At 36.6% G+C, this 21240-nt stretch carries 25 protein-coding genes; 16 read left to right on the top strand and 9 right to left on the bottom strand.

The annotated features are described in order from the left end of the window. Positions 1 to 148: 148 nt before the first annotated feature. Both ACQ7EO_RS09050 and ACQ7EO_RS09045 read left to right on the top strand, forming a co-directional pair. Positions 149 to 991, top strand: a complete 843-nt coding sequence (locus ACQ7EO_RS09050) for an SDR family oxidoreductase (protein ID WP_034615196.1) — start codon at positions 149 to 151, stop codon at positions 989 to 991. A gap of 40 nt (positions 992 to 1031) precedes the next feature. Beyond that, the gene (locus ACQ7EO_RS09045; protein ID WP_434279423.1) at positions 1032 to 1994 is read left to right on the top strand and encodes an alpha/beta hydrolase; all 963 of its coding nucleotides are present in this window, start codon (positions 1032 to 1034) and stop codon (positions 1992 to 1994) included. Between the two features lie 57 nt (positions 1995 to 2051). On the opposite strand, the gene ACQ7EO_RS09040 is transcribed toward ACQ7EO_RS09045, so the two are convergent. Further along, positions 2052 to 3233 (bottom strand): hypothetical protein, encoded by a 1182-nt coding sequence (locus tag ACQ7EO_RS09040; RefSeq protein ID WP_004719519.1) that lies wholly within the window; start codon positions 3231 to 3233, stop codon positions 2052 to 2054. A gap of 359 nt (positions 3234 to 3592) precedes the next feature. On the opposite strand from ACQ7EO_RS09040, the gene exaC reads away from it, so the two are divergent. Continuing rightward, the gene (gene exaC / locus ACQ7EO_RS09035; RefSeq protein ID WP_434279422.1) at positions 3593 to 5104 is read left to right on the top strand and encodes an acetaldehyde dehydrogenase ExaC; all 1512 of its coding nucleotides are present in this window, start codon (positions 3593 to 3595) and stop codon (positions 5102 to 5104) included. A gap of 133 nt (positions 5105 to 5237) precedes the next feature. On the opposite strand, the gene ACQ7EO_RS09030 is transcribed toward exaC, so the two are convergent. The 3 genes from ACQ7EO_RS09030 to ACQ7EO_RS09020 all read right to left on the bottom strand — a co-directional run bounded on the left by ACQ7EO_RS09030 (position 5238) and on the right by ACQ7EO_RS09020 (position 7014). Continuing rightward, positions 5238 to 5576, bottom strand: a complete 339-nt coding sequence (locus tag ACQ7EO_RS09030) for an immunity protein Imm33 domain-containing protein (RefSeq protein WP_034615201.1) — start codon at positions 5574 to 5576, stop codon at positions 5238 to 5240. 91 nt (positions 5577 to 5667) lie between these two features. Then, a complete protein-coding gene (locus ACQ7EO_RS09025) occupies positions 5668 to 6087 on the bottom strand; it encodes a hypothetical protein (RefSeq protein WP_434279421.1) in 420 nt (139 codons plus the stop codon). 54 nt (positions 6088 to 6141) lie between these two features. Beyond that, entirely contained in the window at positions 6142 to 7014 is an 873-nt protein-coding gene (locus tag ACQ7EO_RS09020; protein ID WP_303577746.1) for a LysR family transcriptional regulator, read from the bottom strand. A 147-nt stretch (positions 7015 to 7161) separates the two neighbouring features. On the opposite strand from ACQ7EO_RS09020, the gene ACQ7EO_RS09015 reads away from it, so the two are divergent. Beyond that, a complete protein-coding gene (locus ACQ7EO_RS09015) occupies positions 7162 to 8079 on the top strand; it encodes an AEC family transporter (RefSeq protein ID WP_434279420.1) in 918 nt (305 codons plus the stop codon). A 159-nt stretch (positions 8080 to 8238) separates the two neighbouring features. Here the strand turns inward: ACQ7EO_RS09015 and ACQ7EO_RS09010 are convergent, their stop codons facing one another. Continuing rightward, a complete protein-coding gene (locus ACQ7EO_RS09010; protein WP_270386487.1) occupies positions 8239 to 8832 on the bottom strand; it encodes a 2-hydroxychromene-2-carboxylate isomerase in 594 nt (197 codons plus the stop codon). Positions 8833 to 9010: 178 nt separating this feature from the next. Next, positions 9011 to 9757, bottom strand: a complete 747-nt coding sequence (locus ACQ7EO_RS09005) for an SDR family oxidoreductase (protein WP_096734377.1) — start codon at positions 9755 to 9757, stop codon at positions 9011 to 9013. A 95-nt stretch (positions 9758 to 9852) separates the two neighbouring features. On the opposite strand from ACQ7EO_RS09005, the gene ACQ7EO_RS09000 reads away from it, so the two are divergent. The 4 genes from ACQ7EO_RS09000 to ACQ7EO_RS08985 all read left to right on the top strand — a co-directional run bounded on the left by ACQ7EO_RS09000 (position 9853) and on the right by ACQ7EO_RS08985 (position 12521). Beyond that, complete coding sequence (locus ACQ7EO_RS09000) at positions 9853 to 10419, top strand: TetR/AcrR family transcriptional regulator (protein WP_434279419.1); 567 nt, start codon at positions 9853 to 9855, stop codon at positions 10417 to 10419. Between the two features lie 67 nt (positions 10420 to 10486). Next, entirely contained in the window at positions 10487 to 11203 is a 717-nt protein-coding gene (locus tag ACQ7EO_RS08995) for a glutamine amidotransferase (RefSeq protein ID WP_434279418.1), read from the top strand. A 313-nt stretch (positions 11204 to 11516) separates the two neighbouring features. Then, the gene (locus ACQ7EO_RS08990; RefSeq protein WP_034615223.1) at positions 11517 to 11786 is read left to right on the top strand and encodes a putative hemolysin; all 270 of its coding nucleotides are present in this window, start codon (positions 11517 to 11519) and stop codon (positions 11784 to 11786) included. A 201-nt stretch (positions 11787 to 11987) separates the two neighbouring features. Beyond that, positions 11988 to 12521, top strand: a complete 534-nt coding sequence (locus tag ACQ7EO_RS08985; protein ID WP_434279417.1) for a ClbS/DfsB family four-helix bundle protein — start codon at positions 11988 to 11990, stop codon at positions 12519 to 12521. On the opposite strand, the gene ACQ7EO_RS08980 is transcribed toward ACQ7EO_RS08985, so the two are convergent. After that, a complete protein-coding gene (locus tag ACQ7EO_RS08980; RefSeq protein WP_434279416.1) occupies positions 12518 to 12832 on the bottom strand; it encodes a hypothetical protein in 315 nt (104 codons plus the stop codon). The genes ACQ7EO_RS08985 and ACQ7EO_RS08980 overlap by 4 nt on opposite strands. Positions 12833 to 13074: 242 nt before the next feature. Here ACQ7EO_RS08980 and ACQ7EO_RS08975 point away from each other — a divergent pair, with 242 nt between their 5' ends. Together ACQ7EO_RS08975 and ACQ7EO_RS08970 are read left to right on the top strand one after the other, a co-directional pair. Beyond that, complete coding sequence (locus ACQ7EO_RS08975) at positions 13075 to 13284, top strand: acyl-CoA thioesterase (protein ID WP_244012902.1); 210 nt, start codon at positions 13075 to 13077, stop codon at positions 13282 to 13284. 76 nt (positions 13285 to 13360) lie between these two features. Then, positions 13361 to 13915 (top strand): lipocalin family protein, encoded by a 555-nt coding sequence (locus tag ACQ7EO_RS08970; protein WP_096734383.1) that lies wholly within the window; start codon positions 13361 to 13363, stop codon positions 13913 to 13915. An 81-nt stretch (positions 13916 to 13996) separates the two neighbouring features. On the opposite strand, the gene ACQ7EO_RS08965 is transcribed toward ACQ7EO_RS08970, so the two are convergent. Next, entirely contained in the window at positions 13997 to 15223 is a 1227-nt protein-coding gene (locus ACQ7EO_RS08965; protein ID WP_434279415.1) for an MFS transporter, read from the bottom strand. Between the two features lie 66 nt (positions 15224 to 15289). Between ACQ7EO_RS08965 and ACQ7EO_RS08960 the strand changes: the two genes are divergently transcribed. From ACQ7EO_RS08960 to ACQ7EO_RS08940, 5 genes are all read left to right on the top strand, one after another. Continuing rightward, a complete protein-coding gene (locus tag ACQ7EO_RS08960) occupies positions 15290 to 15682 on the top strand; it encodes a helix-turn-helix domain-containing protein (RefSeq protein ID WP_239045428.1) in 393 nt (130 codons plus the stop codon). Between the two features lie 209 nt (positions 15683 to 15891). Beyond that, positions 15892 to 16890 (top strand): AraC family transcriptional regulator, encoded by a 999-nt coding sequence (locus tag ACQ7EO_RS08955; protein ID WP_004822325.1) that lies wholly within the window; start codon positions 15892 to 15894, stop codon positions 16888 to 16890. 114 nt (positions 16891 to 17004) lie between these two features. Continuing rightward, positions 17005 to 17628 (top strand): sterol desaturase family protein, encoded by a 624-nt coding sequence (locus ACQ7EO_RS08950; RefSeq protein WP_303577732.1) that lies wholly within the window; start codon positions 17005 to 17007, stop codon positions 17626 to 17628. A gap of 33 nt (positions 17629 to 17661) precedes the next feature. Then, on the top strand, positions 17662 to 18696 hold the full coding sequence (locus ACQ7EO_RS08945) for a DUF6670 family protein (protein WP_434279414.1): 1035 nt from the start codon (positions 17662 to 17664) through the stop codon (positions 18694 to 18696). A 290-nt stretch (positions 18697 to 18986) separates the two neighbouring features. Next, complete coding sequence (locus ACQ7EO_RS08940) at positions 18987 to 19580, top strand: DUF1566 domain-containing protein (RefSeq protein WP_434279413.1); 594 nt, start codon at positions 18987 to 18989, stop codon at positions 19578 to 19580. Positions 19581 to 19866: 286 nt separating this feature from the next. On the opposite strand, the gene ACQ7EO_RS08935 is transcribed toward ACQ7EO_RS08940, so the two are convergent. Continuing rightward, entirely contained in the window at positions 19867 to 20445 is a 579-nt protein-coding gene (locus ACQ7EO_RS08935; protein WP_004719471.1) for a YceI family protein, read from the bottom strand. A 310-nt stretch (positions 20446 to 20755) separates the two neighbouring features. On the opposite strand from ACQ7EO_RS08935, the gene ACQ7EO_RS08930 reads away from it, so the two are divergent. Next, positions 20756 to 21166, top strand: coding sequence for an OsmC family protein (locus tag ACQ7EO_RS08930; RefSeq protein ID WP_434279412.1), 411 nt, complete (start codon positions 20756 to 20758; stop codon positions 21164 to 21166). The last annotated feature ends 74 nt before the right edge of the window (positions 21167 to 21240 follow it).

The raw sequence follows: 21240 nt of genomic DNA, 5'->3' as shown, positions 1-21240 counted from the left end.
AAGTGTGCTTGATACTCAGGAATATTACTTAGGTAATATTCCTTTTTTTATACGCTTATTAAAAAATGACAATCATTATTGTCAGATATATTGATAAAGTCACAATCTATGACTATGATGCTTAAAACACCAGCGGATTATTTCAGCAATGACAACAACAAGTAAAACCATCATCATCACGGGTGCAAACACTGGAATCGGGCTTGCAACTGCAGAAACATTTATTAAGGATGGTCACCATGTGATCATTGCTTGTCGTAATCCAGAAAAAGCAAAAACAGCACAGCAACACTTAGAGTCATTCGGTACAGGTCAAGTAGACGTGATTCACCTTGATTTAAATAGTCTTGAACAAATTAACCAAGCAGCCAATGAAATTATTGCCAAATATGAAAAAATTGATGTATTAGTCAACAATGCTGGCATGATGACACCTGATCTTGAGGCCACAGCTGATGGTTTTGAAAAACAGTTTGGGGTAAATTATCTGGGGCCTTTTCTTTGGACATTGAAACTTCTTCCATTGGTTCAAAAAGCCCAACAAGGTCGTGTAATTCATTTGGCTTCAATGATGCATCTTTTAGGTCGTATCCAACCTGAGAATTTTAACGCGGATCAAGTGAAAAAATACAATGGTGTATTGAGCTATGGCAATAGTAAATTAGCCAATCTGCTGTTTAGTAATATCCTTGCCAAACAACTACAAGGAAGTCATGTCACCAGCAATGCATTGCATCCAGGTGGCGTAGATTCTGAGATTTATCGTGAATTACCCAAATGGCAATATGCAATAATTAAACTTGGTCTTATTCCACCATCTAAGCCTGCCGAATTAATTAAAAAAATTGCTTTTGATCCATCATGGGAAAAGCGCAATGGTGATTATGTGAGTTTGCAAACCCCTGCGTTTAAATCAGGCAAAGCCAAAGATATACAGTTGGCACAAAAACTATATGATGAATCCTATGCGCTGGTAAAAGACTATCTGTAATTTTTCGGATTTCATTTTTCAATAAATTCAGGAATATGCTATGACCACTCAATCTACTGAATATCAACCTGATATCCTTGGTACAGGTTATGAAAAACTAACCTTAAACTTAACAGATGACTATGATGGTAAAGTCATTGCGACTTTGGTACGCAAACAAGCAGTTCAAGCGACCAAGAAAGCGGTACTCTATATCCATGGTTTTATCGATTATTTCTTTCAAACAGAAATGGCTGAACAATTTAATCAACATGATTATGATTTTTATGCACTTGATTTAAGAAAATATGGTCGTTCTTACCTACCACATCAAAAATATTATTATGTTCTAAATTTGAATGAATATGATGAAGAAATCACACAAGCATTAAAGATTATTGGTCAGGAAGGCCACACTGAGGTGTTACTGGCAGGACATTCTACAGGTGGATTGATCGCAACATTATATGCAGCACATTATCCACAACTCCCCCTTATTCAAGCCTTATGGTGCAATAGTCCTTTCTATGACTTTAATATGCCTGCTTGGAAGAAAAAATTAGCCCTCCCCAAACTCAGCGCATTGGGTAAACGCTTACCTAATTTAAAGTTTCCAAGTGAATTAAATAAATGGTATGTCACTAGTCTGCATAAAGATTTGCAAGGCGAATGGGATTTCAGCTTAGAGTGGAAAAAACCAACTTACCCCAAAGTATATTTAAGCTTTGTGCATGCAATTTTTGAAGCGCAAAAAGAAATTCATGCAGGCGTACAGATCAATGTACCAACCTTGGTGATGCATTCTCACAAAACAAGCTATCCTAAGAAATTTAACCGAGATGCTCAAAGCACTGATGTTATTTTAGAGGTCAAAGACATCATCAGGGATGCAGGTAAAATACAGGGCGACGTTAATGTCATGACCATTCAAAATGGACTGCATGACTTGGTCTTATCGGCACCAGAAGTCAGAAAAGAAGTTTATCATCAACTTTTTTCTTGGTTAGCCCAAAAACAGCTTTAAAAGCGCCAATTCATTCTTCTTTACAAGCGAATGATCAGTTAAAAGTATCCTGCAAAATCAATGTTCATCTTTATATTTCATTAGAATTTGATGAGCAGGATGCCCGACTGGTGTAAGTTCAATCAAACGTTCAACGGCATCAATCGCCTCTGGAAAATGTGCAAGGTGTTTTAATAAAGCATCTGTTTCATTGGCTTTAAAAATCGCTTCACTCAGGCGTGATTCAAGGCAGTCTCGCCATGCAGATAAAAAAGGACTTTCAGTTTTAGCTAAAAATACACCTTTGCATAATTTTAAAGCGGATTCGGTATAGCCTGCATCTAAAGCATTCTCTGCTTGCAAGAAATCTGCTTCAACATGTGCCAATAAACGATAAGGCCGTGAACCCAGCATGCCACCCAAGATATCGCGCAATTGCGACATTTCAGCTTTTAATGTGCCGACACTCACTTTTCGTTCGCCATATAGTGCTTGATGTAAATTTTCCAGATTCATCCCTTGTGGGCACAACGCAAGAATGGTCAAAATTTCAATTTGTCGTGGTGTCAGTACCACGATCTTGCCATTGAACAACACTTGTGGCACAGCAAAAGCCCGGATAAATAAATGTTGTTGCTGAAACTCTAGCAATGCCGATTGAATAATTGAGGCACAGCGTTCAGCGGCCAGTAATCCCAAACTATTGTGATGATTCCATGTGGTTGACAGATCAATCACCCCTAAAACTTGTTTGGAATAAGGATCTATAATGGGAGAGGCATAACAAACCCAGTCATGCACAGAAGACATAAAATGTTCGTTAGAAAACACACAACTGGATTGTTGGGTTTTTAATGACAGTGCCAAAGCATTGGTTCCCACCAAATCTTCTCGCCATTGCCCACCAGCAATAAAATGAACACGTTCTGCGGCATTGCGCATTTGCCCACTTGCGGCTGACCAGATAATGGTACTGCCAATATCCCCTACTGCAGCAACCATTGCCGACTGTTCTGCGATATGAGTTAATTCATCACGACAATGTTCGATTGCTTTTTCTAACAGTGTTTTTCTTTCTTGTTTTACATTCATCAAGGGTGCAGCATCACGATCTTTGGGAATCGCAGCTGAGTTGGAACGTTGCCACGAACTTGCAATACTCTGCCCGAGTTGATCAGCATGTTTTAAAGACAAACTACTGCTTTGGCGTAATTGCTCAATTAAACTCCGTTTATTTGATAACTCTTGTTGGCTTAACATACGCTACTTCCTCTGTAATTCGTTAAAAAATATCCTATCCTTTCTCTGTTGTTTTTATCCAGCGGACCTGCTTATAAATTACTCTAGCACATTAACACAGTGAGCTTAACCTCAGTCAACACAACTCATACCAAAGCGTTAGAATAAAACCAATTTTTTCCAATATTTAGCAATTTTTCAATAAACAAGAAAATATTGCCAAAGATTAAAGCATAGCGCAAATGTGTCTTGGATTTCATCCAACCTTTTCCCTACCTTTGACTCTCTATGCTCAAACCATCATGTAAACAATCATTGTTCATACATGCCATATTAAACACATCATGAATGATCATGAATATAAGTAAAGGGATACTCTTATGCGTTATGTAGATCCAAATCAGCCTGGTTCAAAAGTACAGTTCAAAGCCCAATATGAAAACTTTATTGATGGCAAATGGGTAGCACCTGTTAAAGGGCAATATTTTGATAATGTCTCTCCTGTAGATGGTAAAGCCTTTACCAAAATTCCACGTTCTTCTGCGGAAGATATCGAACTTGCATTAGATGCAGCACATAAAGCCAAAGCTTCATGGAACAAAGCATCTCCAACAACACGTTCAAATGTACTGCTGAAAATTGCAGATCGTTTAGAAGAAAATTTAGAATTACTAGCGGTTGCAGAAACATGGGAAAACGGTAAGCCAATTCGTGAAACATTGGCAGCCGATATTCCTTTAGCAATTGACCATTTCCGTTATTTTGCAGGTTGTTTACGTGCACAAGAAGGTGGTATCTCAGAAATTGATGAAGATACCATTGCTTACCACTTCCATGAGCCTTTAGGTGTGGTTGGTCAGATCATTCCATGGAACTTCCCTATTCTTATGGCAGCATGGAAACTTGCACCAGCACTTGCAGCGGGTAACTGTATTGTACTTAAACCTGCTGAACAAACACCATCAAGTATTTTAGTTGTTGCTGAACTCATTCAAGATATTTTACCGCCAGGCGTTTTAAATATTGTCAATGGTTACGGCGTTGAAGTGGGTCGCCCACTGGCAACCAATCCACGTATTGCTAAAATTGCTTTTACAGGTTCAACTGCTGTTGGTCAAATGATCATGCAATATGCAACTGAAAATATTATTCCTGTGACACTTGAGCTTGGTGGTAAATCACCAAACATCTTCTTTGAAGATGTCATGGATAAAGATGATGATTATTTAGACAAGGCGCTTGAAGGCTTTGCCATGTTCGCTTTAAACCAAGGTGAAGTATGTACTTGCCCATCACGTGCCTTGGTTCAAGAAAGTATTGCAGATAAATTCCTAGAAATGGCAGTTGAACGTGTAAAACGCATCAAAACTGGACATCCTCTAGATACAGAGACCATGATTGGTGCTCAGGCATCTCAAGAGCAACAAGACAAAATCTTGGGTTGTATCGCAACAGGTCGTGCTGAAGGCGCTCAATTGCTTACAGGTGGCGGCGATCGTCAGGAAGTCGGTCAAGGTTTCTATATTGAACCTACCATTTTCAAAGGCGACAACAGTATGAAGATTTTCCAAGAAGAAATTTTTGGACCAGTGCTCTCTGTCGCAACATTTAAAGATTATGACGATGCAATCCGAATTGCCAATGATACGATGTATGGCTTAGGCGCTGGTGTATGGTCGCGTTCTGCGCATACCTCTTATCGTGCGGGTCGTGCGATTGAAGCTGGTCGTGTATGGACCAACTGCTACCATATCTACCCTGCACATGCTGCATTCGGTGGTTATAAGAAATCAGGCATTGGCCGTGAAAACCACAAGATGATGCTTGATCATTATCAACAAACCAAGAATTTATTGGTTAGCTATTCAACCAAAGCAATGGGCTTCTTCTAAGTTCTATAGTTGATTTACACTTTTAAAAAGCGAACTTCGGTTCGCTTTTTTTGGTCATGATGAAGATGCTTTTTAATTCTTATCACTATCAATTCATTCATTATTTTATACAGATTGCGATGATTCGCTAAATTTAGTCGGTTGTTGGATTCATCCAAACATCTTCATAGCCATGCTCATCAATAATGACATGATAACCGTGCTCAAGCGCCAAATAAGGTAAAATTTCAGGTAAATATTGCTGTAAATGCGAGGCATGCAGCGGTTGATAAAAATCATCAGCGGAAGAATATTCTCCACAGTGAATAAACCAAGAAACATTGTCTGGTTTTTTAAGCGCAACTCGAACTGCATAAATCGGTTGTTGACCTAGACTCTGTAATGCAATTGCAACCCTATCCGACAGATTAAATTCGATATATTTTGACTGATATTTTTTGCAGATTTGCCGTTGTAATGTTTCTAAATCCATCAACACATTCCTTTATTGCCTGTTTAGTATTGTTTGTTGAGTTGCATAAACCAATACGTTCAAATCAGATATATTAAGATCAGCAGCAAAATTACTTACGCCTTTCCCATAGCATTTTAATATTTTCGAAACTATATCCAACCACAACTCTTAAATTCACCATCAATAACATTGTGAAAAACACAACCACAAACATCACTAAACTTCGTGGAAAAAATTTCTGATCTAAAACAGATTTATAAGTATTCAATGCTAAATATAAAATGATCAAAAGTGTGTAAAACAACAGTTGAAAGTAGATTTTGTATCTTGGCTTTTTCTCAACAATTTCCATCAAATATACAGACAAAGCCAATGCAGAAAATGCGGTAAAAACGAAAAAGCTGAGTACCCATAAAATGCTAAAGCTTTTGATATGGCCGATTGCCCATAAGGATAGGTTAGCAACACAGCCACATAGTATAAATGCTATTTTAGGACGTTCTATGAGTTTATAAATCAAATCATTCATTCTCTGTGCTTATACTCTTCTTTTGTTCTTTTACGAAAGGCTCACGATAAAATGCTAAACCATTTGTGCAATATCAATAAATGCCTGTGTAATTGGACTCATCTGTTTTTTATTCTTCACTGCCAGACTAATAGACCGCTTGATATTGGGTGATAAAGGTAATTTTTGAACATTGGGAAACAGCGTCATCAACTCTTTATTCAAGGCCATATCTGCGACAATTGAAACACCAGCACCATTGTTCACCATATTAATAATGGTCAAAATTTGAGAAAAATAACATTTAATTTTTGGACTCAGATTGGCTTTTCTAAACATCTCTGTCACATGGTTTTGACTGCCTGCTGAGGTCATTAAAAAAGGATGTTCTACCAATTCATCCAATCGAACTGCACTTTGTTGTGATCGTGCATAGGATTTGGGAATAAGTGCTACAAAAATATCCTCAATCACAGGAAAAGTATCAAAACGTTCTTCAGGTAAAACCACAAATCCAACATCAATAGTACGGTCATGAATCCATTGAGCAATATCTTTGTCCGTTCCTTCTTTAATAAACACTTCAATATTTGGATATTTTAAACTAAATTTTTCTAGAATTAAGGGAATCAATACATTAGAAGATGAAGCACCAAAAGAACCAATTCTTAAAGTGCCAGAATGAAATCCTTGTATATCGGAGATTTCTTGTTTTAGCACATTAGAAATATTCAAAATTTCTTTCACATGCACTAAAAGCCGTATACCTGATTCAGTTAGCTCAACTTCATTATGATTACGATAAAACAATGTGACTGACCAATCTTGTTCTAAGCCTTTAATTGCATGAGAAATCGCAGATTGAGAAATTTGCAAACGCTGCGCTGTGACAGTAAAGCTTTTTTGTTCAGCCAACATGGCAAAAATAGTCAGTTGAGTAAATGTCATCGCCACTCTATCCATGAGTAAAGACTCATTTTACCATGAATAGGCATAAGTCATATTCTTGATTAAAGTTTACTTGGGTTTAGCTTACAGATGAAATAATCAGTGGGTGGGACTTGGCCGAATTAGGTTCTGCATAGAGCGTTCATCATGCTACAAATGATTACTATTCTTTTCCCATCCATCGCCCTGATTGGTTTAGGTTTTTATCTGTTCCAGTCACGTATACTTGATGAAAAATTCTGGAATGGCGCAGAAAAGCTCAATTACTATATTTTATTTCCAGCCTTATTGTTTAGTTCTCTTGCAAATGCAGATATGAATATGGGGCATCTCAACAGCATTCTTACGGTCATTTTTTTAATTATGGCCATGATCATTGCTGGCGTTTATCTGTTTGCAAAGTTAAACCGCACACCTATTGCCCAAATCGGTGTATATGTTCAAAGCTTGATTCGTTTTAATACCTATCTCGGACTCTCGATTGCCACGACACTCAATAATGCTGAAATCAAAAGTATCTTGGTAAATATCCTTGCTATAGCAATTCCCTTGGTTAATGTTATTTCGATCCTTTCTCTGACAGATAAAGATCAACTGAACATTAAAAATATTTTCTGGTCTTTAATCAAAAACCCACTGATCAGTTCTTGTATATTGGGAATTACATTTAATGTTTTAAACATTCCTATTTGGTCTGGCTTTGCAAATCTGTTAAATGCTTTTTCAAGTAGTAGTCTGATGTTGGGCTTATTATGTGTAGGAACAGCAATTCAGTTTTCGACCCTCAAAGTTTATCTGAAAAAGTCTTTGCTTATTAGCCTACTCAGATTATTGCTGATCCCGCTTATTGCCTTTATCTGCTTGCAGTTTTTTGAGCTAAGTCATGCTGCGGTGATTGCTATCATGATTTTCTTTTCTATCCCAACCGCATCTTCCGCATATATCTTAACCAAACTATTAAACGGCGATCATCAATTAATGGCGGCAAGCATCAGCATGCAAACACTTTTATCCGTATTTACTTTGGCACTGATCCTTGCGCTATTACAGCATTATTATGTTTAATCCTCTATATTTACGATTAGCGTTTCTTCATCAAATATTTTGATGATTCGATGTAGTTTGGCTTTCTGTAGAATAGCTGTGCTGCATGGCTAGCTGCAGCACAGCTATTCTCTCATGCTAGTATCTAAATCATAGAATCAGAATTTAAAAGCGTATTGATCAAGATTTAGCCAACCCCATCTCAACAAAATGAAGATGATCAACGCCCCAAAACATTTCATCGCCAATAAACCATGTCGGTGCACCAAAAACACCACGCCCAATGGCTTCTTCTGTGGTATTTTTTAGTTGGGCTTTAACTTGTTCATCTGAAAGCCAAGTTTGAACCTGCTCTGTACTAAAACCCAATGATTGAAATAAGCTAATAAGTTCATTGATATCATTTAAATTACGTGGATGTCCAAACATTGCATCAAATAAAGCGTTTAACACTGTTAAGAATTTTTCAGCTTGATAAAGCTGAACCGCTGTAATCACCCGCATCAGATTTAAAGTATTAATAGGAAAATAGGGATTCATTTGTATTGGAATATTCCAGAGTTTTGACCAGCGCCCCATATCAATCATCGAATAGCTGGCTTTTGCTGGCACAGCCATTGGACTACTGTTCCCTGTGGCTTTAAAAATACCACCAAGCAAGACCGGCTTCCAAATCACTTGCACTTGATTTTGTTTTGCAATTTTTTGAATCTGATAAAAGCCTAAATAACTATATGGACTACCCAAATCAAAATAAAATTCTACCTGTTTCATTCAGTGTTATTCCTTAACTGTACTGATCATGTTTTTATCGTACTACTGTAAAAATGATTCTATAAGAAACTTAAATCATCCAGACGTACTCTCGCTATACAAAGATAAAGCCACCTGCTTATACAACATGACTTATAGCAACTCGCAACCATTAATTAACTTACTAATATAAAGTGACTTACCATTTTTCCATCCAAGGACGTAAATCTAGCTCATGTGTCCATGCATCACGTGGTTGCTGGGCAAGATGCCAATAATTTTCAGCAATATGTTCAGGATTTAAAATACCATCTTGGTCTTTTTTCTCATAAAGATCAGGAAAACTATTTTTAATAAAATCTGTATCAATTGCACCATCAACTACCACATGAGCCACATGAATATTCTGTGGACCAAGTTCACGCGCCATACTCTGTGCCAAAGCTCTAAGTGCATGCTTTGCCCCTGCAAATGCTGAAAAATAAGCAGCACCACGTAGACCAGCAGTCGCACCAGTAAAGATCAATGTCCCGCGTTGTCGGCTTACCATTCGTTTCGCCACTTCACGACCAGTTAAAAAGGCGGAGAAACACGCCATTTCCCATATTTTAAAATATTTACGCGCGGTTTCTTCAAGTATGCTACATGGAACATTGGCACCGATATTAAAAACCAGTACCTCTATTTCGCCAATGTTGCTTTCAATTTCTTCGATCAATTGTATAACTTGCTGTTCTTTTCGAGCATCTGATGCAAAACCATATGCTGTCCCGCCTGCCTGTTCAATTTCATCAATCAGTGGTTGTAACTTGTCAGCATTGCGACGGGTCATACAACTAATATATCCCCCTTTGGCAAAACGTTTCGCAATTGCGCCACCTGTTGCATCACCTGCTCCAATAATCAATGCAACTTTCTGATTTGATGTTGTTATTTCATCTTGCATATCATGCTTCCCTTTTTGCATAACGATCGTTATTATAACGATTACTATGTTATAGTTTAACTAGAGCGTCAAGAAAAAATGTGATCGAGGAAAATATGCGATACAAATCTGGCTATAAAGAAGAAAAAAGAAAAGAGCTGTTAAAAATCAGTGGACAGCTTGCCAAAAAAGATGGTTTTGCTGCAACCGGTGTAGATGGCTTTATGAAAGCTGCTGGCGTGACCAGTGGTGCATTCTATTCACATTTTTCTTCCAAGCAGGATTTGTTTAAAGCATTGGTTGAAAACGAACTCAAAAATAGCATTCAGATGTGGCAAAACAACCCTCATGATCAGGCTGAGTTATGGATTGAATTTGAACTCAATCGTTACTTAACCCTCTCGCATGTTGAACATCCAGATTATGGTTGTGTATTGCCAACCCTCGCCACTGAAGTTGCGCGCGCTGATCAGGAGATTAAACAACGCTATCAACAAGAATTACAGCGCGGTCATGCCCTATTTGCTCAACGTCTCGGAAGTGAAGAAAAAGCCTGGGGCGTTTTGTGTCAACTGGTCGGCGCTATACTCATAGCGCGAAGTATCTCTGATGATTCGGTTAAATTGACCATTTTGGAATCAAGCAAACACTGTATTTATTCTATGTTGCAAATCACAGCATAAATTTAGTTTTCAACCCAATACAATCTAGTATAAATTAGCAATATTCTCGTTAAATCATTATAAAACCATGACTTCCTCCACACACGCTTTGCCGAAGACAATCTATGCCATTCAACATTTAGCATTTGAAGATTTAGGTATTCTTGAAGACACTTTTTATGATTTGGGCTATCGCATACGTTATTTTGAAGCAGGTATGGATGATTTAAAGCAAGCATTTGAATTTGAAGGTCTAGTTATCATTCTAGGTGGCCCAATTGGTGTTTATGAAACTGAAGATTATCCCTTTTTAAATGATGAAATTGCTTATCTTAAACAACGTTTAGCCAAGAATTTACCAACGATTGGCATTTGCTTAGGTGCACAATTGATTGCACATGCTTTAGGCGCAAAGGTTTATACAGGCCACCAAAAAGAAATTGGCTGGAGTCAATTGAAGCTAAATCTGGCTCAAAATAATCCGTTATTGCCACTCGTTAATACCGAAGTTTTACATTGGCATGGTGATACCTTTGACTTGCCTGTACAGGCTGAATTACTTGCCAGTTCAGCAATTTATACAAATCAGGCGTTTAGAGTCGGGCAAAATATCTTGGCGTTACAATTCCATGTCGAAGTTGCGGCAGATGATATGGAAAAATGGCTGATTGGACATACTTGTGAATTACGCAAAGCTGGCTTAAATATTCCCCATTTACGAGCCGGAAATGAAAAATATGCAGCAAATCTGGAATTAAAATCACCACTGGTTTTAGAGCATTTTATTAAACACTTAAATGTATAATCTGTTTATCTATATCAGCATGAAATAGACTTTTCTGTTTCGTGCTTTTTATACCTTATTTATTCTTCACCCATAAATACGGCGTTACTCGAAATATAATATCAATACTGCATTGCCTATATTTAACTGACTATACCGCTTACATTAAAAAGATATTCTTTATTCTTACACAATATTATTTAATCATACTTAATATTTTATACTAAGTCGTACCTGATCATTATTTTTGAGCTACAGGATTATACAGAGTAGATACATTAAAGCTTGCTGATTTATTTATACTGCATACTTTAAAACCAAGACTTTGTTTGCAATGAATAAAATATATATTGGCGCATCTGTGCTCATGACAACACTTCTTTCTGCCTGCTCTACTCCTGAAGTAAATAATCAGAATGCTAAACCACTTGGCATGGCCAATCCTGCAAGTGTGTATTGTCAAAAAATGGGAGGAGAATCTCAGATTAAAAAAGATGCTTTAGGAAATGAAGTAGGATATTGTAAGCTTCCAAATGGAACAGTGGTTGATGAATGGAAGTTGTTTAGAAGTGCACAAGGCGATGAGCAAGCTGCTACTAAATAATTTTGAATAATCGCTGCGGAATATAAACAATAGACAAGCCTTCTGGAATGACTGATTTTCTATTGGCATAAATTTCAGACTCATTACTGTATATTCACTACGGTAATGAGTTGCTCCATCATTGTCATCGTTAAAATAAATTAGATCTAAACATGCATTAAATATAAACAGTATTGTATTTATTTTGGGAATATTGAATAGATGAAAACCTACCAATCTAAACAGGAACTGATTGTTGCAATCAATAATTCATTAAAGCAATATTTAACAGAATTTGAAGAAATATCCGAAGACTTAAAAGATCATAAAGTTGCGGCTGTAGATAAAACCCCTGCCCAAAACTTAGCCTATCAATTGGGATGGGTAAATTTATTATTAGAATGGGAAAGTAAAGAACTTGCAGGTTTCCCCGTTTCAATGCCAAAAGAAGGCTATAAATGGAATAACTTAGCAAGTCTATATCAAAATTTTTATCAAACTTATGCCCAGTATTCATTAAAAGAAAATACTCAGTTATTGTCTAAACGAGTCAAAGCAGTCACAGACTGGATTGAAAATCTAACAGATGAAGAACTATTTAAAATAAATCAACGTAAATGGGCAACCACACCTGCCAACTGGCCACTGTATAAATGGATTCATATCAACACTGTCGCCCCTTTTACCAATTTTAGAGTTCAAATCAGAAAATGGAAGAAACTCAGCATAAATACTGAACCAACTAAAAAGCCTTAACAGGTTATTTTTTTCAGTTCTAAATATTGAGTAATGGTGTTATTTAATTCATCTAAATAATACTGTTCAGGTTGTTCTTGTCCCATAGATTTGTCTAATTTCATTAAAGCAGGCAGGTAATCTTTTTTATAGACACGCTCATATTCACCACATAATAATGCTCTATTTACCTCATTACTGGTATTTTCATTATCCAATTGCTCATGCATGACTTCAATTTGTTTTTCTTGCTGCATCAATACCAAACTATGTGGATTTGGTGTAATACAGCCTGTAAGCATCAGCAACATTACCATTGTTATTTTTTTCATAAATCTGCTTCATTGTTCTTAGATTAAACTGAGCATAAACTATTTTTATCCCCCGCTCAATTTGTCGATAACAATTAAAATTTGAGTTTTGCTAAAGTACGTATTAAAATCTTGATTAAGTAACAAAATCAAAATTTGATATAAACAGTTCGAATCTGATTCACTCAAAGTGCAGAGCGTTAAAATTCAATCACTCGCAGTTTTATTGATTATCAGCCATCAAGGTGTAAAGAATTTAATCCATGTCCCCTAGAAATAAGCCAAACAGAAAACAATTGTTATCCTCTGCTTGGTCAACAGATCAAGATTGCTTTCTCATTGAAAACAACCATTTAACTGTTGATCAATTGGTTGAAATTCTGCCCTACCAACATGATGAAATTATCGCAAGAAAAAGACAGCTTGGACTGCTTAGAAGAGATTTTTACATGAAAAAACTACATGACTTGTAAGCAAAATTACAATATCCCCGCATCGGGCGCGACATAATGAATATATATATTAAATACTTAAATATAGGGCTATGTCATGAACAACAAGTTTAAAATATTAACGCTCGTCGGTGGAATAGCATTACTGAGTGTTGCGGCATTTGCTTATGCAGGAAACGAAAAGATTCAAACCGTTAAAAACGTAGATTTAAAGAGGTATCTGGGTACTTGGCATGAAATTGCACGCAAGCCAATGTATTTTCAAAAGAAATGCGATTATAACGTTACTGCTGATTATTCCTTAAATGAAAATGGCTCAATCAAAGTGGATAATCGTTGTTACGATAAAAATGGCAAGCTTCAACAATCGATTGGCGAAGCATCTGTACAAAACGCGCCTACAAACTCTAAATTAAAAGTGAGTTTTTTACCAAAAGCACTTCGTTGGTTACCTGTAGGGCGTGGTGATTATTGGATTTTAAAGCTGGATGAAAACTATCAAGTTGCATTGATCGGTACACCCAATAAGAAATATTTATGGTTACTCAGTCGATCTCAACAGCTTGATCCAGCCACGACTGAAGAATATTTAAATTATGCTAAAAGCTTAGGGTATGATTTAAGTGATTTAATTGAAACCAAACAAAAATAAAAACATAAAAGCCCTCTTTTTGAGGGCTTGTTGAATCTAGCTCATTTTATAAGATTGCACTACAAGCCCTTCTGATCAATATTATCTACGAAATGAGACACAACTGATGAGTAAGCCCACAACCATCAATGCTCCAGCACAGATAAAGGTAAGTTGCATCCCATCAATGATTGCTAAAGCCGTTGCCTGAATGAGCTGATTTGTGCCGACACCAAATGAAAAAATAGCTCCCATCACTGAAGCCCCGATAATTAAGCCCATATTACGAGATAAGTTAAGAAGTCCTGATACCACCCCTTGTCGAGCTTTGGGAACATCCGCCAAGGTCATGGTATTGTTGGCGGCCTGAAACAACTGATAACCCGAAGTCAAAATAATGATCGGCATAATATAGCCACTTATACCCATCAATTTCGGTAAGATAGCGAGCATCGAGCTACCGATAATCAGAAAAATCAATCCTATAGTGACGATATAGCGACCGCCCCAACGGTCGACAAGTCGACCCGATGGAATCCCACTTAAGATAGCAACCACTGGCCCAATCCCCATAATCAAACCCACTTGTATTTGATCCAAGTTTAGACCAAGACTGAGATAAAAAGGTCCAATGACAAGTGTGGTCATCATAAAAGCAGCAACCAACAAATTAACCATGAGGTTTGGTGTTATGTTCTGGTCTGTTTGCAAAGAAGTTAGTGCAGGAATTTCTTTTTTAATGTAATCATTAGGCAGCAGTACCCTAGCCAGAATAATCGCGATACCCGCAAGTATAAACTGTAATCCAAAAATGCTTTGCCAACCGCTCACGACAAGCAGAAACCCGCCCAACACTGGTCCAAGTGCTGTACCTAAAGCAGATATTGTTCCAAGCATTCCCATTGCTCTTCCCAACTGTGATTTACTGACGGTCTGACGTGTAAGTGCCATTGCAAGTGTCATTAAGAATGCCGCACCTATTCCTTGAAATGATCGTGCAACAACCAATATCCATAAGCTGGGTGCAACACTACATAGCAGTGAAGCCAAACTGAATATAATCAGTCCAACGATCAGCATAGACTTACATCCATATCGATCACCTAAGCGTCCAGCAATCACAACCGTGATCGTCAACGAGATCAGATATCCAATTACAACAGCCTGTACTTGAATAAATGGCAGTAAAAAGACCTCAGCTAGTGTGGGTAATGCGATATTAGCAATACTTGTTCCCAGCGATGCCAATAGCATGGATAACCCCAAAGTGATAGTGATTCCAGTTTGGGTCTTGTTTGTCAATGTTAATGATTCTGTCTGCTCTGTCATGTTGCGCTCTTGTCAGCAGTGGTGTTTAAGCACATACTACTAATTCAAGTTGACTTGAGGTCAAGTATGAAATTTCTTGATATTGGTGAAGTTTCAGCAAAAAGTGGAATTAAACCTTCAGCACTACGCTATTACGAAGAAATCGGTTTGATTTTCTCAATTTCTCGGCATGGATTACGTAGACAATTCTCTTCTGAAGTTCTGTTACGACTCACTTTGATTTCAATGGGAAAATCAGCAGGCTTTTCACTTAAAGAAATCGCAGCAATGTTCGATAGTCGTGGTGCACTTGATCTTTCCCCAAGTGTTATTCACCAAAAAGCTGATGAGATTGATCTTCAAATTCATAAATTGATCGCACTCCGTGACATACTTCGCCACGTAGGTGACTGCCCTGCACCATCGCATTTGCAATGCCCTAGTTTTAAGCGACTAGTTGAAAAGGCTGCTCATAAATAAAAGACTTTTAAAAAAGGTTGTTAGGCGTATTTGCTGAATAGCTAAATTAGATTGTAGAACAATAATTAAAATTAGCACGCAATGACATTGAACAGTCAAATGGCTTTCTCTAAGATGATAAAACAAGCTTAAATTTTGATGACTTTTATACGTTTGTAGCCTGATCTACGACTATAAATTGTATCTGTTGAAATCGGTATTTTTGATTTATGGATCAAAGCAAATCTAGTGATTCTGGTGTTTTCCTCTGGTTAACATATCACACTCTAAATAAAATGAATTTGGACGCAAATCGGATATTTTCACAAATAAGATTATCTGAACAACCACCTGACAAAACCATTCGGCGAGATAATTCGACCCAACAACGTTTTTGGGAAATAGCTGAAGAAATCAGTGCTGATCAGGATATCGGACTTCATGTAGGTGAACATTTCCCGATTTTTAGAGGCGAAATATTAGAATACATTTTTATGAGTAGTCCTACATTTGGGGACGGCTTACAAAGAGCGTTGCGTTATCAGAAAATTTTTACCGATGCTTTTGTGGCTCATTTACACATTGAAAATCAAAATGCAATGATCACGAATCTTCAGCACCCAGTTCGTCATTATCTAGAATGTGCCATAAGCGTTATGCTTAATTTTTTAAACTATATCAGTAACAATCATTTTTATCCCAAAGAAATATGGTTGCCTTACCAAGAAGGCGCGAGTTTAGATGAATATCAACGTATCTGGAAATGCCCGACTCGTTTAGGTATGCAGTACGGCTGTATAATTTTTGATGCGGAAATATTGAGTTTAGCTTCAGCATCGGCTGAACCAATGCTATTAAAAATACATGAGCATGTAGCTAAACAGCAGCTAAAAGTTGTCGATAAATATTATTTGATTAATGATATAGAAAACTTACTCAGCTCCGGTTTATTAGAATCAGGGCAATTAGATTTAAAATTAATTGCTCAACATTTAGGGCTACAGCCCCGAAAACTTCGTGCAGATCTTAAAGAAGTTAACACGACTTTTGAAAAAGTTTTGGCAACTTATCGTGAAAAAATGGCAAAAAAGCTGTTGATGAATCCCAATATAAGCATAGATCAAGTTGTATATTTACTTGGTTTTTCTGAGCCTTCCGCCTTTTCACGTGCCTTTAAACGCTGGACAAATGAAACGCCATCCCATTATCGCCAGCGCAAGCAAAAATAAGTTTTTAGCTATAACTTGATTCTAATGACATTTAACGAGTTAGCTTTTCGGTCAAAAAAAATGAGCTGTTCTTTTCTACACTGATGGTTATTTCTTAATTGAAAAGGATCAGAGATGTTAGGTTTTCCAATTGGCCTTTTAGTTGCGAATGGATTTGAATGGTATGCACATAAGGTATGGTTGCATGAGTTTCCAAGTAAACACCGTAATAGCCCTTTCTTCACACATATAGCACATCATAAACGTGCCAGAACAGATCTGTTTCATGATGAAGGATATCGTGAATCTATGTTTAAAAATGCAGAAATTTATAATGAAAAAACCGCATTGTTAGGTTTAGCCGCGGTTTCAACTGTATTTTTACCCATTGCACCATTTTTTACTGCCGGCTTATATTATGGGATTTGGAATTATTGGCGAGTACATGCAAAATCTCATCTAGACCCTGAATATGCGCGTAAACGAATCCCTTGGCACTATGATCATCATATGGCAAGTAATCAAAATGCCAATTGGTGTGTTACACGGCCATGGTTTGATTATATTATGGGAACACGTGTTTTTACTGAGCTTTCGATTAAAGAAAGCAATCCCTTAGGAATAAAACTACCTCAAAATTTTGAAATAATCCTAAACAAGACATCACAGAAAATATTTGCAAAATCATATCTTAAAATTACCTCTAAGAGTGCATTGGATATAAAAAGTACTCGTCAGGGCATCTCATTAGAACTGTAAATTTTAACAAATAAAGTATTAAGGATCATTTTGATGAAACGATTATTGCCCAAACACATTGTTGCACCAAAGTTTTTACATCATTTTATCGATCGTTCAGAGACAATCAACGGAAGACCTTTTGATGTGAATACGCCAACGCATACACCAAAAGGAAAGTATTCTTGCGTTCATTATGGGGTTATGATTCCGAATCTTGAAGCTCCATTTAATTTTTTGAATCTATTAATTGTGGTTGGCCAACCTCGTGTAAAAATTTTTCGGAATCAACATTTAATCCAAACTACTGCGCTTGATACTGCAAACGTATTAATCGGTACCGCAGTAGGTACAAAAGAACATTTTAATGGCTATAGTGTAGAAAATGACTGTGTATTGGAAAGCAATGGTTCATCTTTAAGTTTTGGTCATGACGTGTTACTTGAAGGTACATATCCAAATTTTCATGCGCAGCGTGAAGGTCATGATTTCAATTTTGATTTAAAGATTCATGCGACTGATAAAATTGCCCAATTTGTACAAATGTCATTGGGTTTATATGATCACTGGGCATTATTATGTAAATATGAAGGATTTCTTGAATATCAAGGTAAGAAAACCACAGTTCAAGGACTGTGTACTTATGAATATGCTCGTGCAGTAGATGTAAATTTATATATCAATTATTTTACTTATCATATTTTAAATATCGATGAGAAAACTCAAGTCCTACTTGTAGAAATCCTTGGTCCATTAAATCTGGTATTGCAACGTCGAGTATATATTCGTTCTACAGATGATCATGGCAGTATTCATTCAAATGGATTTAATTTTAATGTCCATACATTTGAAGATCAGCGCGTTATAACCCCGAATGGTTTATCAATGCGTTTAGCTCGTAACTTCTCATGGAGCGTGAATGATGATAATGGAAACCCGTTAATCCATATTGATGGTCGAACAAATGCTGATTTTCAATATGGTATGGCGGGAGGTTATGCAGGGAGCTATAAATATAAAGGTACATTCAAGGGTCGTGCAGTTGAAGGTACTGGTTATATTGAATATTTAGATATCCGTACCGATTAGATCGATTCAACTTATAACTAGGTGATAAAAAGCCTAGTTTAAACAGATATATCAGCTGCTTTACCATTGCTCGATATTCATCAATGTAGTTATGAAATATATCAAGGCAACGATAATACGATATTCGGTCTTTTCTACATTTACTTTGGAGGGAAGTAAAAGTAAATTAAAGAGAACTATTCCTTAAGCACTAAGACAAAATGAATATCTTTAACCAATTTAAACTTTGTATTGAGCAGCGTAAAAGCTTAATTCAAGCATCCTTGCTACTAATATTGTCAACAAGCGCTATGAGTGTTTACGCAGAAACGGATGAACAATTAAGCAAATCTGGGCAATGGCGTGACCCTGCCACAGGTCTAATCTGGATGCGTTGTTCAATTGGGCAATCATGGACAGGCTCAACTTGTAAGGGTGATCCTTTGGAATTTAAAAACTGGGAAGATGCACAAGATTATCTTAATCAAATGAATAAAAATGGTGGATTTGAGGGTAAAAATAACTGGCGTGTTCCCCAAATAAAAGAATTAATAACAATTCGTAAATGTAGTACTGGCTGGAGAAAAATAGGACAAATACAATTACCAGAACAAGAGCGGAGACAATATGGACAAGATCATGAACTTGAAATGAAAAAATTACCTTATGGGCAAAAAGCTCCGGCTAACTGTGCTGATGATTCAACTAGCCCTACATTAGATACTCATATTTTTCCCAATACCCCATCTAATGGTAAATATTGGTCAAGTTCATTATCCCCATGGAAACCTATAGGCTACAAATATAAGGCATGGAATGTCGACTTTAAGACTGGTTTTTTTGCACCGACCATTAACTACACAGACGACGGTAGTTTTTCTAGAGCAGTTCGAAATAGTCGCTAGTCTCCCAGCAGGAAATATTCGCTATTAATGACTAATATTGTATGCTCGAGATATCGATAGCAAGAAATTGTCTAGTATTTTATATGAGCAGTATCATGATAATGTTAGAAAAAATTTAAAAATATAAAAGAATTGCAACGACTGAAAAATAGCTGATTTTGCCTATAGAGCAAATCATAGTGAGTAATGATTATTTAAATATCTTAAATTGGATAAGGAATAGACGATAAAAAAGGCCTATAAAGCAAGTTAAACTAACTTTATAGGCCTTTGATCTATTTCAATATTACTTCGCTACAGAAGCTTCTGTTGTAATATTTACAGTGATTTTATCACCTACATTCGGGACATATGCTCCAACACCAAATGCTGAACGATTAAATGATGTCGTTGCATTGAAACCAATTGACTGTGCTTTAGTCATTGGATGCTCACCTTGTTTGTTTAAAACAGCATCTAAAACAACAGGTTTAGTCACATCTTTCACAGTTAAGTTACCTGTGATTTTGTATTTGTTTTTACCTAAAGCTTGAACTTTCGTACTTTTAAAAGTGATGTTTGGATACTTTGCAGCATCAAAGAAATCTGCATTTTTTAAATGTTCATCTAATGCTGCAACATTGGTATTTAAACTAGACAATGGAATAGTTACATTGACAGATGAGTCTGCTGGTTTTGCATTATCAACAGAAATCGTACCTTGGATGTCACTGAAGTTTGCTGAAGGTGTTGAAAAACCGAAATGATTCCAAGTAAATACTGTTGCGGTATGTGTTGGATCAATTTTGTAATCTACAGGCTTTGCCATGCTGAAAGTTGCAACTGATGCTACGGCTAAACCCAATGTTAATGCTTTAAAGTTCATCTTTATATTCTCGCTATCGAATGGATATTAGTTTATACACTTCCCGTATAAATTCATTGTTATTGATAATACGATATGTTGCATATATGCAACGATTCTATAATGACCATTTTTAAAACTTGATCAAAACCTTAAAAATAAATATAAAGCATTGTTTTATAATTATTTAATTTTTTACAATCTAATTAAGCAAAGCATAGACCATAGGCTAAATTCAAAGCTAAAATTTATAAAGCAATAAATTACACTAGACCATTTTACGGAAATTTTATATTTATAGTACTGATCTTTTTTATCTGACGAATGTTTTATGGCAAATATTGCTCAAGCAAAAAGTACACAAACAGCTTATCGTGTAACACTCACCAATCCGCAAGGACATACATGGTATGCCGATGAACCTAGCGATAAAGGTGGTCAAGATACTGCACCGAATCCAATTCAAATTTTATTATCAGCGCTAGGCGCTTGTACTGTGGTCACCCTAGAAATGTATGCAAATCATAAAGAGCTTAAAATTGAACATGTACAATTAGATTTAGCTTTAAATCCTGAGGGCGATCCTGAAGCAGGTCAAAATAATATTTCAAGGAAAATTATTCTTAAAGGTGATTTTACCGAGGAGCAACATAAACGACTGCTAAAAGTTGCAGAAAGCTGCCCTGTTCATAAATTATTGACTTCAAATATCCAAATTCAGACAGAGTTGGGTATTGAATAAGAATTCCCTCATTTTTTAACAAGAGGATCAGGTATTCTTATTAATAAATACCCCGCTCAATGCCCTCTATCCAT

The sequence above is a fragment of the Acinetobacter sp. CE-15 genome, assembly GCF_051059255.1.
GTDB classification, from domain to species: domain Bacteria; phylum Pseudomonadota; class Gammaproteobacteria; order Pseudomonadales; family Moraxellaceae; genus Acinetobacter; species Acinetobacter guillouiae.
Note: the sequence above shows the minus strand (reverse complement) of the source record. Positions and strands in the feature narration are given on the sequence as shown.

What these genes read in the sequence shown, in the direction of transcription:
- ACQ7EO_RS08955 (WP_004822325.1), top strand. Translation starts at nt 15,892, where the DNA reads ATGGATCAAAGCAAATCTAGTGATTCTGGTGTTTTCCTCTGGTTAACA.
- ACQ7EO_RS08945 (WP_434279414.1), top strand. Translation starts at nt 17,662, where the DNA reads ATGAAACGATTATTGCCCAAACACATTGTTGCACCAAAGTTTTTACAT.
- ACQ7EO_RS08935 (WP_004719471.1), bottom strand. Translation starts at nt 20,445, where the DNA reads ATGAACTTTAAAGCATTAACATTGGGTTTAGCCGTAGCATCAGTTGCA.
- ACQ7EO_RS08960 (WP_239045428.1), top strand. Translation starts at nt 15,290, where the DNA reads ATGAAATTTCTTGATATTGGTGAAGTTTCAGCAAAAAGTGGAATTAAA.
- ACQ7EO_RS09040 (WP_004719519.1), bottom strand. Translation starts at nt 3,233, where the DNA reads ATGTTAAGCCAACAAGAGTTATCAAATAAACGGAGTTTAATTGAGCAA.
- ACQ7EO_RS08950 (WP_303577732.1), top strand. Translation starts at nt 17,005, where the DNA reads ATGTTAGGTTTTCCAATTGGCCTTTTAGTTGCGAATGGATTTGAATGG.
- ACQ7EO_RS08985 (WP_434279417.1), top strand. Translation starts at nt 11,988, where the DNA reads ATGAAAACCTACCAATCTAAACAGGAACTGATTGTTGCAATCAATAAT.
- ACQ7EO_RS08930 (WP_434279412.1), top strand. Translation starts at nt 20,756, where the DNA reads ATGGCAAATATTGCTCAAGCAAAAAGTACACAAACAGCTTATCGTGTA.
- ACQ7EO_RS08965 (WP_434279415.1), bottom strand. Translation starts at nt 15,223, where the DNA reads ATGACAGAGCAGACAGAATCATTAACATTGACAAACAAGACCCAAACT.
- ACQ7EO_RS08995 (WP_434279418.1), top strand. Translation starts at nt 10,487, where the DNA reads ATGACTTCCTCCACACACGCTTTGCCGAAGACAATCTATGCCATTCAA.
- ACQ7EO_RS09015 (WP_434279420.1), top strand. Translation starts at nt 7,162, where the DNA reads ATGCTACAAATGATTACTATTCTTTTCCCATCCATCGCCCTGATTGGT.
- ACQ7EO_RS09025 (WP_434279421.1), bottom strand. Translation starts at nt 6,087, where the DNA reads ATGAATGATTTGATTTATAAACTCATAGAACGTCCTAAAATAGCATTT.
- ACQ7EO_RS08970 (WP_096734383.1), top strand. Translation starts at nt 13,361, where the DNA reads ATGAACAACAAGTTTAAAATATTAACGCTCGTCGGTGGAATAGCATTA.
- ACQ7EO_RS09050 (WP_034615196.1), top strand. Translation starts at nt 149, where the DNA reads ATGACAACAACAAGTAAAACCATCATCATCACGGGTGCAAACACTGGA.
- ACQ7EO_RS08975 (WP_244012902.1), top strand. Translation starts at nt 13,075, where the DNA reads ATGTCCCCTAGAAATAAGCCAAACAGAAAACAATTGTTATCCTCTGCT.
- ACQ7EO_RS09045 (WP_434279423.1), top strand. Translation starts at nt 1,032, where the DNA reads ATGACCACTCAATCTACTGAATATCAACCTGATATCCTTGGTACAGGT.
- ACQ7EO_RS09010 (WP_270386487.1), bottom strand. Translation starts at nt 8,832, where the DNA reads ATGAAACAGGTAGAATTTTATTTTGATTTGGGTAGTCCATATAGTTAT.
- exaC (WP_434279422.1), top strand. Translation starts at nt 3,593, where the DNA reads ATGCGTTATGTAGATCCAAATCAGCCTGGTTCAAAAGTACAGTTCAAA.
- ACQ7EO_RS09000 (WP_434279419.1), top strand. Translation starts at nt 9,853, where the DNA reads ATGCGATACAAATCTGGCTATAAAGAAGAAAAAAGAAAAGAGCTGTTA.
- ACQ7EO_RS08990 (WP_034615223.1), top strand. Translation starts at nt 11,517, where the DNA reads ATGAATAAAATATATATTGGCGCATCTGTGCTCATGACAACACTTCTT.
- ACQ7EO_RS09020 (WP_303577746.1), bottom strand. Translation starts at nt 7,014, where the DNA reads ATGACATTTACTCAACTGACTATTTTTGCCATGTTGGCTGAACAAAAA.
- ACQ7EO_RS09005 (WP_096734377.1), bottom strand. Translation starts at nt 9,757, where the DNA reads ATGCAAGATGAAATAACAACATCAAATCAGAAAGTTGCATTGATTATT.
- ACQ7EO_RS09030 (WP_034615201.1), bottom strand. Translation starts at nt 5,576, where the DNA reads ATGGATTTAGAAACATTACAACGGCAAATCTGCAAAAAATATCAGTCA.
- ACQ7EO_RS08980 (WP_434279416.1), bottom strand. Translation starts at nt 12,832, where the DNA reads ATGAAAAAAATAACAATGGTAATGTTGCTGATGCTTACAGGCTGTATT.
- ACQ7EO_RS08940 (WP_434279413.1), top strand. Translation starts at nt 18,987, where the DNA reads ATGAGTGTTTACGCAGAAACGGATGAACAATTAAGCAAATCTGGGCAA.